Source organism: Streptomyces sp. NPDC003635 (genome assembly GCF_053587635.1).
Genome location: NZ_JBSFOK010000026.1, coordinates 65,223 through 80,550, shown reverse-complemented (window position 1 = coordinate 80,550; position 15,328 = coordinate 65,223). Strand labels below are relative to the sequence as shown.

The following is a 15,328-nucleotide window of genomic DNA, read 5'->3' as shown; positions in this document are numbered from 1 at the left end:
CGTCGGGCCCGCCGGTACTCCCGCAAGCCTAAAGCTGGGACTCTGCCCCCATGGGGCAATGCGAACAACTCACCACCCCCGTCGACGCGGTCGTCGCGCGGATGCGCGCACTGGACACGGCCCTGCCCGCGCGGGACGGCGTCGCCGTGTTCAACCGCGTCTACCTGGCGGTGACCGAGGAGGTGGACCAGCGTATCGACGCGGGTCGGTTCGCGGACGCGCGGGCCGCGATCACGCTGGACGTGCGGTTCGCGGAGCGGTACCTCGCGGCGGTCGAGGCGGCGGCCGACGACCGGCACCCGCCCGCCTGTTGGCGGCCCCTGTTCCAGTTCCGCCGCCATCCCGGTGTACGTCCGTTGCAGTTCGCGCTGGCGGGCATCAACGCGCACATCGGCCACGATCTCGCGCTCGCCGTCGTGGACGCCTGTCGTACGCTCGGCTGCGAACCCCTGGAGCTGGAGGACGAGTTCGACCGCGTGGGCGATCTCCTCGTGACGCTGGAGGAGCGCATCCGCGAAGATCTGATGCCGGGCCCCGATCTGCTCCAGATCGCGGACCCGCTCACCCATCTGCTCGGCTCCTGGAGCCTGGAGCGGGCCCGGGACGCCACCTGGGCGGCGGCCCGCGCGCTGTGGGCGCTGCGCCGACTCCCCGACCTGGCCGAGGAGTTCACCGAGCGCCTGGACGCGGCGGTGGGGTTCGCGGGCCGCATGCTGCTCACCCCACTGCCGGACTGATCCGGACGGCTCAGTCCTCCGGGAGTTCCACCGGCGCGATCTCGTCGTACAGGTCGCCGGGACCCGGGTTGGACGCGTCGGTCTCCCCGCCGAAGTGGTGCATGACGCCCCAGACCGCGTTCAGCGCGGTCTGGATCGCGCCCTCGGCCCAGCCGGCCGTCCAGGAGATGTCGTCACCGGCGAGGAAGATACCCCGCTTGTCCTCGGGCAGCCGGTCCTGCATGAAGTGCGTGAACAGGCGCCGCTGGTAGCGGTAGTGACCGGGCAGGTTGGCCTTGAACGCGCCCATGAAGTACGGCTCGTTCTCCCAGGACACGGTCACCGGGTTGCCGATGATGTGCTTGCGGATGTCGACCTTCGGGTAGATCTCGCCGAGCGACTTCAGCATGACCTCCATCCGCTCGTTCGCGGACAGCGGCAGCCACTTCAGGCTGTCGTCGCACCAGGTGTACGACAGGCAGATCACGGCCGGCTTGTCCGGACCGTCGTCCAGCAGGTAGGTGCCGCGCGTCATCCGGTCGGTCAGCGTCATCGACATGACGTCCCGGCCGGTCTCCTCGTCCTTGTCCAGCCAGAACGGCCGGTCCACGGGCACGAAGAGCTTCGAGGACTCCATGTAGTGGGTGCGCTCGATCGCCGTCCAGTGGTCGATCGGGAAGAGCGAGTCGTCGCAGGCGATCTTCGACAGCAGCATCCAGGACTGCGCGGTGAAGATCGCGGCCTGGTAGGTGCGGATGTCACCGTTCGCGTCGGTCACGGTGATCTGGTTGCCCGCGGTGCGGTGCAGCCGGGTCACGGCCGGGCGGGGCGCGCCGTTGGCGTGCAGGCTCGCGAGCGAGGTGCCGTACGCCCAGTGGACGATCTTCTCCGGCTCGCGCTCCCACAGGCGCAACGGCAGCTGCTGGGAGCCGCCGACGATGCCGCGGTGGTGGTCGTCGGCCTCGGTGTAGACGACCCGCAGGATCTCCAGGATGGAGTTGGGGAAGTCGGTGTCCCAGCCGCCGGTGCCGAAGCCGACCTGGCCGAAGATCTCGCGGTGCCGGAAGGACTTGAAGGCCTCGGAGTCGCAGAGGAAGCCGTAGAAGGTCTGGTTGTCGAGCCTCTCGACGAGCTGCGCCCAGATCTCACGGATGCGCGGGACGTCCCGCTCGCGCATCGCGCGGTTCATGTCGGAGAAGTCGGCGCCCTCTTCGAGGCACTTGTTCCAGGCCTCGGCGACATCGCGGTAGACCTGCGGGAGGTCGTCGATGGTCTCGGCGTAGTGCGACTCGCCCTTGAGGTCGACCACCGTGGACGGGGTGGACTCGGCGAGCGGGTTGGGGAAGGGGCGGGTCTGCAGACCGACCAGGTCGATGTAGTGCTGGAGGGCGGTGGAGGAGGGCGGGAAGCGCATCGCGCCCATCTCGGCGCTCAGGGAGGGGTCGCAGCCCTCGAAGCCCACGGTCCGCAGCCGGCCGCCGATCTGGTCGGCCTCGTAGACGACGGGCTTGAGGCCCATCTTCATCAGCTCGTACGCGGCCACGATGCCGGACAGTCCGCCGCCGATCACCGCGATCTCGGTGCCGTGCTCGGTGGCCGGTATCTGGCCGAGGCCCGCCGGGTGGGCGAGGAAGTCGTCGTACGCGTACGGGAAGTCCGGCCCGAACATGGTGATCGGCGGCTGCTGCTCGTCGGCGTGCTGGACGGCGTTGGGCACCGTGGACGTCATGGGGTACGGACTCCTTGCGAAAGCGGAGAAGAGGGGGAGGTTCAGACGATGGACCCGTAGAGGCCGGGGCGGCGGTCCTTCAGGTACGGGTTGGCCTCGCGGGAGGCCGCGAGGAACGCGGGGTCGGTGTCGGCGAACACCAGCTCCTCACCGCGCCCGGCGCGGGTGCGGGCGACGCCGTCGGGACCGGCGAGGGTGGAGAGCCCGACGAACTCGAACTCCCCTTCCTGACCAGCCCGGTTGACGTAGGCGACGTACATCTGGTTCTCGAAGGCGCGCACCGGGATCATCGACTCGGCGACGAACTGGAACGGGTGCATCTGCGCGGTCGGCACGATCAGCAGGTCGGTGCCGGCCAGGGCGTGGGCCCGGACGTTCTCCGGGAACTCGACGTCGTAGCAGATGAGGATGCCGACGCGGAGGCCGTCCAGCTCCGCCTGGACCACCTGACGCTCCCCCGGCGTGAAGTGGTCGCGCTCGAAGCAGCCGAAGAGGTGGGTCTTGCGGTAGTTGACGAGCCGCGTGCCGTCGGCGGAGATCAGCTGGGCGGAGTTGAAGACCGTGTCGCCGGAGCGCTCCGGGTAGCCGTAGACGACGGCGAGACCGTGCCGGGAGGAGATCTCCGCGACCGCGTCCGCGCTGTCACCGTCGGCCGGCTCGGCGAGACGGGCGATGTCGTCGCCGATCGCGTACCCCGTCAGGAACATCTCCGGCGCGGCCAGCAGCCGGGCTCCGGCGGCGGCGGCACGGCCCGCGGCCTCGTCGAGCACCTTGAGGTTCTCGGCGACCGAGCCGGGACGGCCGGAGCTCTGGAGCAGGGCGGTGCGCATGGGTGATCCTCGCAGGGGTTTAGGGGGGCCACCAAGACGGTACGGTCGGCCGGCTGGGCCGGACAAGCGGGAGCCGTTGCGCGCTGATGAGCGGAACGTTGCGTGGAGAGGGGGCCGCGCGGCGATTCGTTGCACGGCCCCGGGTCCTCCTGCGGGCCCAGGGTCCGGCGGGGTTCCCCGCCGGGCGGCGGAGGAAGGGAGCGGTCCCCGGTGCGATGTGCGGCGACCCCGTCGACGGGACCGTGGTGATCGTCCGATTCGGCCGGGGAGGGACCGTCATGAACCGTCGTACGAGGACCGCCGCGCTCGGTGTCGCCATGCTGCTCGCCGCCACCGCCGCGGGCAGGCCAAGCTGTACCGCTCGGCGGGGGACGACATCACCTTCCGCTTCGACGCGCATCTCGCCGCCCGGGACACCGAGGACCCGACGAGGGCGACCGGGACCTTCGAGTGGAGCCACTACCTGAACGGCGAGGGCGCCTGGGCGAAGGCCCGGGTCGACTGTCTGGTCACCGGTGGCGAGGTCGCGGTGGTCTCCGGCGTCGTCACCGACACCGATCTGCCGGATCTGCTGGGCAGCCGCGTCGGCGTCACCGTGCATGACCTCGGCCGCCGGGACCGGCTCGGCTACAGCTGGGCGGCGACCGAGGACCTGGGCCCGAGGAACCTCCCCAGGTGTGTGAGCTCGGCGCCCTTCGAGAAGGTCGGGAAGGGCACCGGCGACTTCACCGTCGTGCCGTGGCGGCCGAAGTCCTGATCACCGCCCCGAGCAGGTAGGGCAGGGCGAACACGGCGAAGACGGTTCCGTGGGAGGCGTGGTCGCCAACCGCCGCGTAGGCGCCGTAGACCAGGACCGTCAGGAGTTCCGTGCCCAGTCCCGCGACCGAGGTCAGGGTGGCCCGGCCGCCCTCCTCGATGCGGTGCTGGAGACGGACGTCGGCGAGGACGGTCGCCAGCTGGAAACCGGCGAAGGCCACGGCGATCAGGGCCAGGCCCGCGGGGGTCCCGGCCAGGGCGCCCACCGCGAGGGCCAGGGCGGAGGCCGCGATCAGCCAGGTGAAGCCGGTCGTGCCGAGGCGCTCGGCGGGTCCGGCGAGCAGGCTGACGGCCGTGACCGCGGCCCAGATCAGCAGCAGCGCGTAGGGCACGAAGCCGTCGGGCACGCCGGTCTCGCGGACCAGCAGCGGCGAGTACTCGTCCAGCGCGCTCCACACGCAGGCGACCGCCGGGACCAGCAGCAGCGCCCCGCGCAGGGAGCGGTCCTGGCGGGCGGTGGCGAGCCCGGTGCGCAGGGTGGCCGCCCAGCCCTCGCCGTCGTCCGACCGGCCCCGGTCCTCCGGGAACCGGGTCGCCGTCACCGACGCCAGCAGACACACCGCCACGCTGGCCGCGCCCACCGCCTGGTAGCCGCCGAGCGCGAACACCGGGCCGGCCGCCGCCATAGCGGCCATCACACCCAGCAGCCCCGCCGCCCGGGCCCGGCCCATCACCCGGGCGTAGCGGTCGGCGGCGCCGACCCGGTCCAGTTCGTCGTAGACCAGGGCCTCGAGGGCACCGGAGCCCAGCGCTCCGTTCACCCCCCACAGGACGAAGCCGAGTGCGAAGGCCCAGTACGAGGGGAAGAGCACCCACAGGGCGAAGCCGACCGCGCTCAGCAGCGGGCCCAGCCACAGCAGGGCCCGGCGGGAGACGGCGTCGGCCCAGGCGCCGGAGGGCACCTCCAGCAGGACGCCGGTGATCGACCACAGCGCGAACAGCGAGGAGATCTGCCACAGGGACAGACCGCTGTCGGCGAAGAGCAGCGCGTACAGCGGGTAGAGCAGGACAAAGTCTTCGAGGAACGAATAGCCGTACAGCGTGGCGGTCAGCCGTCGGCTGCCGCCCACGGCCTGTTCACGCGCGGGTGAGAGTGTCATGGGGCCTTCCCGTAGGGGCGATGCGGACGCGTCGGGTACGGGCGTCCGCGGCGGCCCTCGGGAGGCGCGGGGCGTTATGGATCAATGTCGCCAGGTCATGACATTGATGTTAGGCCGGTTCGGCCCTCCTGCGCAGCGAAAAAGTGGTGATCACGGCGGCGTGGTCGGAGGGCCAGTCGTTGTCGGCGACGTCCGGCCAGGTCCGCGGGGTGCCGCTGACGACCGTGCGGGAGTCGAGCACCCCGAGCCCGCGGTGCAGCACGAAGTCGATCCGGTCTCTCGGTTCCGGCTCGTCGTGGACCGGCGACCAGGTGTGCCCCGGGTCCCGGACCGGGTCGGGGTGCGCCTCGCGGTAGGAGTCCCGGAAGCCCGCGTCCTCGGCCGCCTTGGTGACCGGCCACTCGACGCCGGGCCAGTCCAGATGCGACGGGCAGTTGAAGTCACCGACCAGCACGGCCGGCGAGGCGTCGCCGATCCGGCGCAGGGCGTCCCGCATCTCGCCGAGCCGCACCCCTTCGTGGCCGGTCGGGTCGCCGTCCGTCACATAGGGCCCGTACTCGCGGTAGTCGAGGTGGGCCGTCCAGAGCTCGATCTCCTGGTCCGCCACGGCGATCCGTGCGCCGGCCGCTCCGTAGAAACCGACGTCCGGGGCGCCGAGCCGGGCCGTGATCGGGTACCGGCTGATGATGCCGAGGTTCTCCCCCGCCCGGTGGTGGTGCCAGCCGAGCGCCTCGGCCAGCTCCTCGGCCGCGCTGCCGTACGTCTCCTGCAGGCCCACCACGTCGACCCCGGTCTCCGCGATGACCTTGAGCTGCTTGGCCCGGTGGTCGCGCACCCTGGTGCCGCCGAACCAGAGGTTCCAGCTCATCACGCGCAGCGTGTACGGCAGCAGCGCGCGCAGCCGGTCCGGGGTGACGTCGGTCAGGCCCGGCAGGACGGTCCGTCCGGGCGCCGCGTCGATGGGGGCGAGCGAGGGCACGGCGAGCACGGTACAGCCGGCCGCCTCCGCGGAGCTCACGCCGGTCTGGGTGTCCTCGACGGCCACGCAGGCGGCCGGGTCGACGCCGAGGGCGCGGCAGGCGGCGAGGTAGGGGTCGGGGCGGGTTTGGTGTGCTCGGTGTCGTCGGCGGTGACGGAGACGGCGAAGCGGCTCGGGCCGAGGGCTTCCAGGACGGTGTCGGCGACGGCCCGGGGCGACGCCGTGACCAGGGCCGTGGGCACGCCCTGGGGGGCCAGCGCGTCGAGCAGGTCGAGGGCGCCGGGGCGGGGCACGATGCCGGCGCGGACGGGGGTCGGCGAACTCGCGGTGCAGGGCTGCGGCGAGGTCCGCCGCGGGGCGTCCCGTGGTGGCGGCGAGCCAGTGGGCGGTGTGCTCGACGGGCCGCCCGAGCACCTCCCCCTCGTCGGCTGCTCCGAGGTCCCGCCCGGGGACGCGCGCCACCGCCTCCCACCACAGGCGCTCGGTATCGACGAGGGTGCCGTCCATGTCGAACAGCACGGCCTGGAGCGGGAGTTGGGTCACGGTGGGGCGGCGGCCGGATGCGGGGCGTCCTTGTTGATGGCCTGGGAGTAGTACTGGGTGAAGACCCCGTCGGTGGGCACGGCCACCTGCCAGTCGAGGTCCTTGGACTTGAACTGCTCGGCGTAACCGGCGTTCAGGTAGTCCCAGTCGATGCTGATCGGCGTCTCGCCCTTCTCGACGGTGGCCGGGGTCGACTCGACGGGCGTGTGGTTGCCGTTCTTCTTCAGCTCGGCGAAGAAGTCCAGGCCGGGCTGGATGTCGTCGAAGGAGCCGCCGCTCGCGAGCGCGGCCGCGTACACACCGCCGAAGGCCGAGCCGGACTTGGTGGGGTTGCCGTTGAGCGCGACCTGGCCCTTGTACTTCGGCTCCAGCAGCTCCTTGAAGGTCGTCGGGCACTCCTTGACGCGCCCCGCGTCGCAGCCGATGGAGATGTAGCCGCCGTAGTCGTTGCACCAGCGGCCCTGCGCGTCCTTCTGCTCCGCGGGGAGGTCGCCGAAGGCCTCGACCTGGTACGGCGCCAGCAGCCCCTGCTCGGCTGCGCTCAGCGCGAAGGAGCTGCCGAGGTCGAGGACGTCGAGGGCGCGGTCCTGGCCCTCGCGGGAGGTGACGGCAAGGCGATGGCGTTCAGCGTGCCCTCCTTCTTGGCCGCCTTCACCAGGGCGTCCAGGCCGCCGAAGTCGGCGGCGGAGGTGGCGGTGGCGGCGCTCTTGCCGTCGGCGGAGGTGGACGCGTCGTCGGGGGCGGCACCACAGGCGCTCAGGGCGCTCAGGGTGAGGGCGGCGACGGCGCCGAGGGCGGCGGTTCTCGGCAGGGACAGGGTCACGACTGCTCCAGGGGCGCAGGAGGGAATCCGAGGATGCTGCGAACTTGTCTGAACAAGTTGGCCCCAGTACGCCCGCCGTCGGTGACCCGATCGTGAACGCGAACGAAACCCCGGCCCCCGGTTCCCTGCACAATCGAGGCTGCCACGGATCAACGACAGTTCTCGATTAGGCTGGTCACGCTGTGCACAGCAACCGAGCCCGAGGGGAAGCATGACGGCGCGACACGAGGAGATCGCGGGCGAGCTGCGCCGGGCGATCGACCGCGAGGAGTACACCGTCGGCAGCCTGCTGCCCGCAGAGACGGAACTCGCGGCCCACTACGGCGTCTCGCGCGGCACGGTCCGTCAGGCCGTGGCGGCGCTCACCGCCGAGGGACTCATCGGCTCCCGCCAGGGCGCCCGCCGGGTGGTGCTGGCCAGCCGTCGCAGCCAGAGCTTCGCCGAACTGCGCAGCTTCGCCCAGTGGGCGAGGGCCATGGGCCGCGAGGCGACCGGGCATGTGGTGTCGCAGGAGTACCGCACGGCCACGGCGGAGGACGCCGTACGCCTGCAACTGGCCGCCGGGACCGAGGTGTTGCACGTCCTCAGGGTGCGCGGCCTGGACGGCGAGCCGGTGCTGCTGGAGCGGACCGTGTACGCGGACTGGATATCCCCGGCCGTCGCGTCCATCGAGCCGGATTGCCCGTCCGTCACCCAGCGGCTCTACGAGGACACCGGCCTGGTCTTCGCCTACGGCGAGCACGTCATCGACGCGGTCGCGGCGGGCGCCCGGGACGCCGAGCTGCTCGGCGTCCGCCGCACGAGCCCGCTGCTGCGGGTGCGCCGGGTCACCACGACCCGGGAGGGCCGCCCGGTGGAGTGGTCGGACGACCGCTACCGCTCGGACGCGGTGAGCTTCAGCGTCCACAACTCGATAGGGAACAACGCGCTGGCCCGCAAGACGGGGGACGCGATGTGACCGCCGCCCTGCCGTACGTGGACGAGCACACGACGATCGTCGTGGCGGACGCCGACGCGCTCTGGCGGGGCCTGACGGAGGCTCTGGACGCCGCGTTCGGTGGCAGCCGGGCCACCGCGTACGCCCGCCTGGTCGGCTGCGCGGACGCCGGCGCGGCGGGCCCTCGCCCCCTGGAGGAGGGCTCTGCCCTGCCCGGCTTCAGGGTGACCACGGCGAGCAGGGGCGAACAGCTCACCCTCACCGGCAGCCACCGCTACTCGACGTACACCCTGACCTTCCGCATCGAAGCGGCGGGCCCGGGCCGCCATCTGCTCAGGGCGGAGAGCCGAGCCGCCTTCCCGGGCCTGGCGGGCCGGGCGTACAGACGCCTGGTGATCGGCACGGGCGGCCATGCGCTGGGCATACGACGCCTGCTGGCGGCGATCAGAAGTCGGGCCGAGAGCTCGACGGTCTAGGTGGGAGACCCCGAGGAGAACCGCCTCAGCAACGGCGACAGCACCAGCACGGACTTGGTCCGTTCCACGAACGGCTCCCCCGCGATCCGCTCCAGCACCCTCTCGAAGTGCCGCATGTCCGAGGCGAAGACCTGCACGACCGCGTCCGCGTCCCCGGTGACGGTCGACGCGGCGACGACCTCCTGATACCGCTCCAGCCCCCGCCGGATGGTCTCCGGCGAGGTGTTGTGGCGGCAGTAGATCTCGACGAACCCCTCGGTCTCCCAGCCGAGCGCGGACGGGTCCACGCGGACCGTGAATCCGGTGATCGCCCCAGTCGCCCGCAGCCGGTCCACGCGCCGCTTCACGGCGGGCGCGGACAGGCCGACGAGCTGCCCGATGTCGGCGTAGGAGCGGCGGGCGTCCTCGGCGAGGGCGTGCACGATGCGTTCGTCGAGATCGTTCAGCACTGCGGGTGGTTCACTTCATTTCTGATGCGGCAGACGCGTCTGCCACGGCGAGACGGGAACGGCGATAGCCGTACAGGAAGTAGAACACGAGACCCGCCGCCATCCAGCACCCGAAGACCACCCAGGTCACGGTGTCGAGGCTGAACATGTTGTACGCGCAGAAGCCGAAGCCCAGCACCGGCAGCACCGGACCGAACGGCACCTTGAACGTCCGCTCCAGCTCCGGCCGCTTGTAACGCAGCACGATCACCGCGATGTTGACCAGGGCGAAGGCGAACAGCGTGCCGATGCTGGTGGCGTCGACCAGCTTGCCGAGCGGTATCAGGGCCGCGAGCACACCGCAGAACAGAGACACGAGGACCGTGTTCAGACGCGGGGTGCCGGTCTTCTTGTCGACCTTGCCGAGCGCCTTGGGCACGAGACCGTCGCGGGACATCGCGAAGAGGATGCGGGTCTGGCCGTACAGCACCGTGAGGACCACGGACGCGATGGAGATGACCGCGCCGAGCGCGAGCAGGGTGCCCCAGAAGGTCTGGCCGCTGACGTCGTTCATGATCGCGGCGAGGGAGGCCTCGGAGCCCTCGAACTCGGTCCAGTTCCAGGCGCCGACGGCGACCGCGGCGACCAGGACGTACAGCGCGGTGACGATGATCAGCGAGAGCATGATCGCGCGCGGCAGGTCCCTCTTCGGGTCCTTGGCCTCCTCACCGGCGGTGGAGGCGGCGTCGAAGCCGATGTAGGAGAAGAACAGCGTGGCACCGGCGGCGCTGACGCCCGCCATGCCGAGCGGCATGAAGTCCTCGTAGTTGCCGGACTTGAAGCCCATGAAGCCGACCGCGCAGAACAGCACCAGCGCGGCGATCTTCACCGCGACCATGATCGTGTTGGCGCGGGCGGACTCGCGGACACCGCCGAGCAGGAACACCATCGCCAGCAGGACGACGATCAGCGCGGGCAGGTTGACGATGCCGCCCTCGCCGGGCGCCGAGGACAGCGCGGACGGGATGGTGACACCGATGGTCCCGTCGAGCAGCTCGTTGAGGTACTCGCCCCAGCCGACCGCGACGGCGGCCACGGAGACGCCGTACTCCAGCACCAGACACCAGCCGCAGACCCAGGCGACGAGTTCGCCCATCGTTGCGTAAGCGTACGAGTACGAGGACCCCGCGACGGGGATCGAGCCGGCCAGCTCGGCGTAGGACAGGGCCGAGAACAGGGCCGTGAGACCGGCGATGACGAAGGCCAGGGTGACCGCGGGACCGGCCTCCGGGACGGCGTCGCCGAGGACGACGAAGATGCCCGTGCCGAGGGTGGCACCGATGCTGATCATGGTGAGCTGCCACAGGCCCAGGGAGCGCTTCAGCGAGCCTCCCTCACCCTGGCCGCCCTCCGCGACCAGGTGTTCCACCGGTTTGCGTCGCAGCAGGCGCGCGCCGAGCCCCGGGGACGGCGGGGCGGTCTGGCTTCGGTCGTGCGGGGGTGCGCCTTGGTCGAGCACGCGCTGGCTCCTTCATCGCTGCCGGTCAGGGCGGCGGGGACAGGCGGCACCCCTTCGAGCAGGGACCCACCGAGCGGAGTCCCCGCCACGCCACGTACGAGGCGACAGCCTATGAGGTGGGGCGTTGCTGGTGAAATGCAGCAACCTTGCGCATACCCGCAAGATCATTGCGTACATACGGGCTCGGTGGGTGTTCGTTGCACGACGGCTGTCGACCGTTGCGCGCGGCGCCTCAGGGAAGGTCCCTGACCAGGAAGGCGCAGGCGTCGACGCACTCGCGCGTGGACCCGTCGTGGTCCTCGTACGCGTACCGGTCGCGATAGTCCACCAGCGGCCGGTAGCCGAGCCGCTCGTACAGCGCGGCGGCCCTCGGATTGTCCTTGCCCACCCCGATCCCGACGACGGTCAGCCCCCGCCGCCGGGCCAGCTCCTCGGCGGCCCGCACCAGGGCCGCGCCGATGCCGCGCGAGCGCAGCTCCTCGACGACCGCGAGGCCGCCGATCTCGGGGCAGCCCGGGCACGCGGCCCGCACCGCGGGCTCCGCGCAGCCGGTCCAGCGCATCTCGGTGTGCCCCACGGGCCGTCCGTCCAGCCGGGCGACGAGGTACGTGCACTCCCCCGCCTCCTGCCGCGCGAACCGGCGGGCGTGGAAGGACGTACGGCCGGGAGAGGGCATGTACTGGTCGAGCAGCGCGACGTCGGCGGCCGTGCAGACGGTGATCTCCATGCCCCGACGGTAGAGCCGGGGCATGCGAAACGGCCCCCGATCTTCCCGGGAGCGGGAACAACGGGGGCCGTCGGAAAGGGGGTCGGTCAGCTCCAGCTGGCGTGCAGCGGCTTGCCCTCGGCGTAACCGGCGGCGCTCTGGATGCCCACGACCGCCTTCTCGGCGAACTCCTCCAGGGAGCCGGCACCGGCGTAGGTGCAGGAGGAGCGGACGCCCGCGATGATCGAGTCGATGAGGTCCTCCACGCCCGGCCGCGCCGGGTCGAGGAACATGCGGGAGGTCGAGATGCCCTCCTCGAACAGCGCCTTGCGGGCGCGGTCGTACGCCGACTCCTCCGACGTACGGTTGGCCACCGCACGCGCGGAGGCCATGCCGAAGGACTCCTTGTAGGCGCGCCCGTTCGCGTCGTGCTGGAGGTCGCCCGGGGACTCGTACGTACCCGCGAACCAGGAGCCCACCATCACGTTGGACGCGCCGGCGGCCAGCGCCATGGCGACGTCACGCGGGTGCCGGACACCGCCGTCGGCCCAGACGTGCTTGCCGTACTTCCTGGCCTCGGCGGCGCACTCCAGGACGGCGGAGAACTGCGGGCGGCCGACGCCGGTCATCATGCGGGTGGTGCACATGGCGCCGGGGCCCACACCGACCTTGATGATGTCCGCGCCCGCCTCGACGAGGTCACGCACGCCCTCGGCGGCGACGATGTTGCCCGCGACGATCGGGACCTGAGGGTCGAGCGCCCGCACGACCTTGATCGCGCTGATCATCGACTCCTGGTGGCCGTGCGCCGTGTCGATGACGAGCGTGTCCACGCCCGCGTCGAGCAGCTGCTTGGCCTTGCCCGCCACATCGCCGTTGATCCCGACGGCGGCGGCGATCCGCAGCCTGCCCTGCGCGTCCACGGCCGGTGTGTACAGGGTGGCGCGCAGCGCGCCCTTGCGGGTGAGGATGCCCGCGAGCCGGCCCTCGGCGTCCACGGCCGGGGCGTAGCGGCGGTTGTGGTGGTCGAGGGTGTTGAAGGCCTCGCGCGGGTCGATGTCGGCGTCCAGGAGCAGCAGGTCCTTGGACATGACGACCTCGAGCTGGGTGAAGCGGTCGACGCCGGTCAGGTCCCGGTCGGTGACCACACCGATCGGCCGCTGGTCCTCGTCGACGACCACACCGGCGTTGTGCGCGCGCTTGGGCAGCAGCGCCAGCGCGTCGGCGACAGTCTGGTGGGGGGCGAGCACGATGGGGGTGTCCAGCACGTGGTGGCGGCTCTTGACCCAGGAGACGACGTCGGTGACGACCTCGATCGGGATGTCCTGCGGGATGACCACGAGGCCGCCGCGCCGGGCCATCGTCTCGGCCATACGGCGGCCCGCGATGGCGGTCATGTTGGCGACGACGAGCGGAATCGTGGTGCCCGTGCCGTCCGGGGAGCTGAGGTCCACGCCCTGCCGAGAACCGACCGCGGAGCGGTTCGGCACCATGAAAACGTCGTCGTAGGTCAGGTCGTACGCAGGCTGGATGTCGTTGAGGAAACGCACGTGCTGCACATCCCAGTCGATCAAAGGTGGCCCCCGGACAGGTCAGCCAGGGGGAAAGAGCACGTACTTCATTCTCCCATGACGACCGGTGCGCCATACACAGTCTGTTCGTCCAGCCTGGTCAGGGGCGGCCTAGGAGGATCCTCCAAGAGCGAGGGCCACAGTGACGGCGGACCTGGAGGGCGATCTCCCACTCGTCGGCACGCGTGTCGGCGTACGGCTGCCGGTTCCGGACACGACCACGACCTCGTACCGCCTCGAACGGCTCGCAGCGATCATCGGTGCCCGCCCGGGACGAACCGCGGCGGCCTGCCGCCGTCACGGTCCGCCCCACCTGACTCCCTGTCAGACCCCGTCCGGGTCGGCCCTGTTGAGCGCGGGCTTCGGGCTCTGCCCCGCCGTCATCAGCACATCGGCCGCCGAGGTGTCCGTCACCAGACTGGTGACGAGCCCCGACCGCAGCACGGCGTCGATGGCGGACGCCTTGCGGGCCCCGCCCGCGATGGCGACGACCTCGGGGATACGGCGCAGCTGGTCGGCCTTGACCGTGATGCACCGCTCGCCCAGGTCCCGTCCCACCCGGCGGCCGTCGGCGTCGAAGAGGTGCGCCGACATCTCGGCGGCGACCCCGAGCGAGGCGTAGTGCGCCCGCTCCTGGTCGCTGAGCATGTCGTGCACCGTCGAGATGCCCGGCTCCCAGGAGCCGATGGAGACACAGGCGACCGTGACCTTGTCGAAGTACTCGAAGGCCCGGGCGATCCCGGTCTGGTTGCGCAGCGCCGCCGCGGTGGCCGCGTCCGGCAGCAGCATCGGCGCGTAGATGGGGTGGGCGTCGCCGCCGGAGACCTGGGCCGCCCGGCGCACCGCCTCCACCGATCCGCGCTCCGCCGTCCCGGCGTCGTACACACCCGTCAGCTGCACCACCGTGCAGGGCGGCAGCCGGTCGAGAGCCGCCGCCATGTGGATCGTGGACCGGCCCCAGGCCAGGCCCAGCACATCACCCTCGTTCACCAGTTCGCCGAGCAGATCGGCGGCCACTTCCCCCAGGTTCTCCGGGTCGGGAGAGTCCTCGGCCTCCGCCGGCGACTCGACCACGACGGCGTGCCTGAGGCCGTACCGGGCGCGCAGCGCGTCCGAGCGCTCGGCGTCCAGCTCGGCCGGGACGCGGATCTCGATACGCACGAGATCCCGTTCGAGGGCGGTCTCCAGGACCCGGGCAACCTTGAAGCGGCTGACGCCGAACTCCTCGGCGATCTGGATCTTGGACTTGCCCTCGAGGTAGAAGCGGCGGGCCATGGCCGCCGCCTGCACCAGCTCAGCGGGTCCCATCCGCATGGCTGACCGGCCCGCCGACATACCCGACACGGCGATCTCCTCACTACTGTTCACACTCTGGATTCGCCGTTCATCCTTGCAGATCCGGCGCACCGGATCCGCCCTGAAGGGCGCCGTTCACGTTCCCTTGGCTCAGTGGTCGCATGCCCAGGCGGCGGACTTGGTCACTCCCTCCGCCTGGGCCCGCAACGCGCGGACCGCCTCGGCGGGGTCCTCGGCCCCGTAGACCGCGGAACCGGCCACGAAGACGTCCGCCCCTGCCTCCGCGCACCGCTCGATCGTCGTGGCCGACACCCCTCCGTCGACCTGAAGCCACAGCTCGAGGCCGTGCTTGCTGATCAACTCGCGGGTGCGGCGAATCTTGGGGAGCATGATGTCGAGAAACGCCTGACCCCCGAATCCGGGTTCGACCGTCATGATCAGCAGCATGTCGAGCTCGGGGAGCAGGTCCTCGTACGGCTCGATGGGCGTCGCGGGCTTCAGCGCCATGGAGGCTCGCGCACCCTTGGCCCGGATCTCACGGGCCAGACGCACCGGAGCGGCGGCCGCCTCGACGTGGAAGGTGACCGATCCGGCCCCCGCTTCTACGTACTGGGGCGCCCACCGATCGGGGGCCTCGATCATCAGATGACAGTCCAGCGGAGTGTCCGTCGCACGGGCCAACGACTCTACGACCGGCACACCGAGCGTGAGGTTCGGGACGAAATGGTTGTCCATGACGTCGACGTGGAGCCAGTCGGCTCCTCCGACCGCCTTCGCCTCGTCCGCGAGGCGGGCGAAATCGGCGGACAGGATGCTGGGGTTGATCTGCACGGCCATGACCCAACTTTGCCATGTCCCG

At 71.2% G+C, this 15,328-nt stretch carries 13 protein-coding genes and 2 pseudogenes; 4 read left to right on the top strand and 11 right to left on the bottom strand.

Going from position 1 to position 15,328, the window contains the following annotated elements; all coding sequences use genetic code 11:
• Positions 1-50: 50 nt before the first annotated feature.
• Positions 51-737 (top strand): DUF5995 family protein, encoded by a 687-nt coding sequence (locus ACWDRW_RS23865; protein ID WP_451726048.1) that lies wholly within the window; start codon positions 51-53, stop codon positions 735-737.
• Between the two features lie 10 nt (positions 738-747).
• Here ACWDRW_RS23865 and ACWDRW_RS23860 read toward each other — a convergent pair whose 3' ends face one another.
• Both ACWDRW_RS23860 and ACWDRW_RS23855 read right to left on the bottom strand, forming a co-directional pair.
• Positions 748-2,445: a flavin monoamine oxidase family protein gene (locus ACWDRW_RS23860; protein WP_451726047.1), complete on the bottom strand. Its 1,698-nt coding sequence runs from the start codon at positions 2,443-2,445 to the stop codon at positions 748-750.
• A 41-nt stretch (positions 2,446-2,486) separates the two neighbouring features.
• The gene (locus ACWDRW_RS23855) at positions 2,487-3,275 is read right to left on the bottom strand and encodes a carbon-nitrogen hydrolase family protein (protein ID WP_451726046.1); all 789 of its coding nucleotides are present in this window, start codon (positions 3,273-3,275) and stop codon (positions 2,487-2,489) included.
• A gap of 217 nt (positions 3,276-3,492) precedes the next feature.
• Between ACWDRW_RS23855 and ACWDRW_RS23850 the strand changes: the two genes are divergently transcribed.
• A complete protein-coding gene (locus ACWDRW_RS23850) occupies positions 3,493-4,032 on the top strand; it encodes a Repetin (protein WP_451726045.1) in 540 nt (179 codons plus the stop codon).
• Here ACWDRW_RS23850 and ACWDRW_RS23845 read toward each other — a convergent pair.
• From ACWDRW_RS23845 to ACWDRW_RS23835, 3 genes and pseudogenes are all read right to left on the bottom strand, one after another.
• Entirely contained in the window at positions 4,001-5,191 is a 1,191-nt protein-coding gene (locus ACWDRW_RS23845; protein WP_451726044.1) for an MFS transporter, read from the bottom strand. The two genes, ACWDRW_RS23850 and ACWDRW_RS23845, sit on opposite strands and share 32 nt — an antisense overlap.
• Before the next feature lie 109 nt (positions 5,192-5,300).
• A pseudogene (locus ACWDRW_RS23840) lies at positions 5,301-6,713 on the bottom strand (HAD-IA family hydrolase).
• A gap of 5 nt (positions 6,714-6,718) precedes the next feature.
• Positions 6,719-7,536 (bottom strand): annotated as a pseudogene (locus ACWDRW_RS23835) (ABC transporter substrate-binding protein); the annotation flags it as partial.
• Positions 7,537-7,747: 211 nt separating this feature from the next.
• Here ACWDRW_RS23835 and ACWDRW_RS23830 point away from each other — a divergent pair.
• Together ACWDRW_RS23830 and ACWDRW_RS23825 are read left to right on the top strand one after the other, a co-directional pair.
• The gene (locus ACWDRW_RS23830; protein ID WP_451726043.1) at positions 7,748-8,494 is read left to right on the top strand and encodes a GntR family transcriptional regulator; all 747 of its coding nucleotides are present in this window, start codon (positions 7,748-7,750) and stop codon (positions 8,492-8,494) included.
• On the top strand, positions 8,491-8,949 hold the full coding sequence (locus ACWDRW_RS23825) for a hypothetical protein (RefSeq protein ID WP_451726042.1): 459 nt from the start codon (positions 8,491-8,493) through the stop codon (positions 8,947-8,949). Before ACWDRW_RS23830 ends, ACWDRW_RS23825 begins: the two co-directional genes overlap by 4 nt.
• Here ACWDRW_RS23825 and ACWDRW_RS23820 read toward each other — a convergent pair.
• From ACWDRW_RS23820 to rpe, 6 genes are all read right to left on the bottom strand, one after another.
• The gene (locus tag ACWDRW_RS23820) at positions 8,946-9,398 is read right to left on the bottom strand and encodes an Lrp/AsnC family transcriptional regulator (RefSeq protein ID WP_062713983.1); all 453 of its coding nucleotides are present in this window, start codon (positions 9,396-9,398) and stop codon (positions 8,946-8,948) included. The genes ACWDRW_RS23825 and ACWDRW_RS23820 overlap by 4 nt on opposite strands.
• A gap of 10 nt (positions 9,399-9,408) precedes the next feature.
• Positions 9,409-10,896: an amino acid permease gene (locus tag ACWDRW_RS23815; RefSeq protein ID WP_451726041.1), complete on the bottom strand. Its 1,488-nt coding sequence runs from the start codon at positions 10,894-10,896 to the stop codon at positions 9,409-9,411.
• Positions 10,897-11,128: 232 nt separating this feature from the next.
• Positions 11,129-11,623, bottom strand: coding sequence for a GNAT family N-acetyltransferase (locus tag ACWDRW_RS23810; RefSeq protein WP_451726040.1), 495 nt, complete (start codon positions 11,621-11,623; stop codon positions 11,129-11,131).
• An 86-nt stretch (positions 11,624-11,709) separates the two neighbouring features.
• Positions 11,710-13,152: a GuaB1 family IMP dehydrogenase-related protein gene (locus ACWDRW_RS23805; RefSeq protein ID WP_451726078.1), complete on the bottom strand. Its 1,443-nt coding sequence runs from the start codon at positions 13,150-13,152 to the stop codon at positions 11,710-11,712.
• Positions 13,153-13,497: 345 nt separating this feature from the next.
• Complete coding sequence (locus ACWDRW_RS23800) at positions 13,498-14,541, bottom strand: sugar-binding transcriptional regulator (RefSeq protein WP_451726039.1); 1,044 nt, start codon at positions 14,539-14,541, stop codon at positions 13,498-13,500.
• 78 nt (positions 14,542-14,619) lie between these two features.
• On the bottom strand, positions 14,620-15,306 hold the full coding sequence (gene rpe / locus ACWDRW_RS23795) for a ribulose-phosphate 3-epimerase (protein ID WP_451726038.1): 687 nt from the start codon (positions 15,304-15,306) through the stop codon (positions 14,620-14,622).
• Positions 15,307-15,328 lie beyond the last annotated feature (22 nt).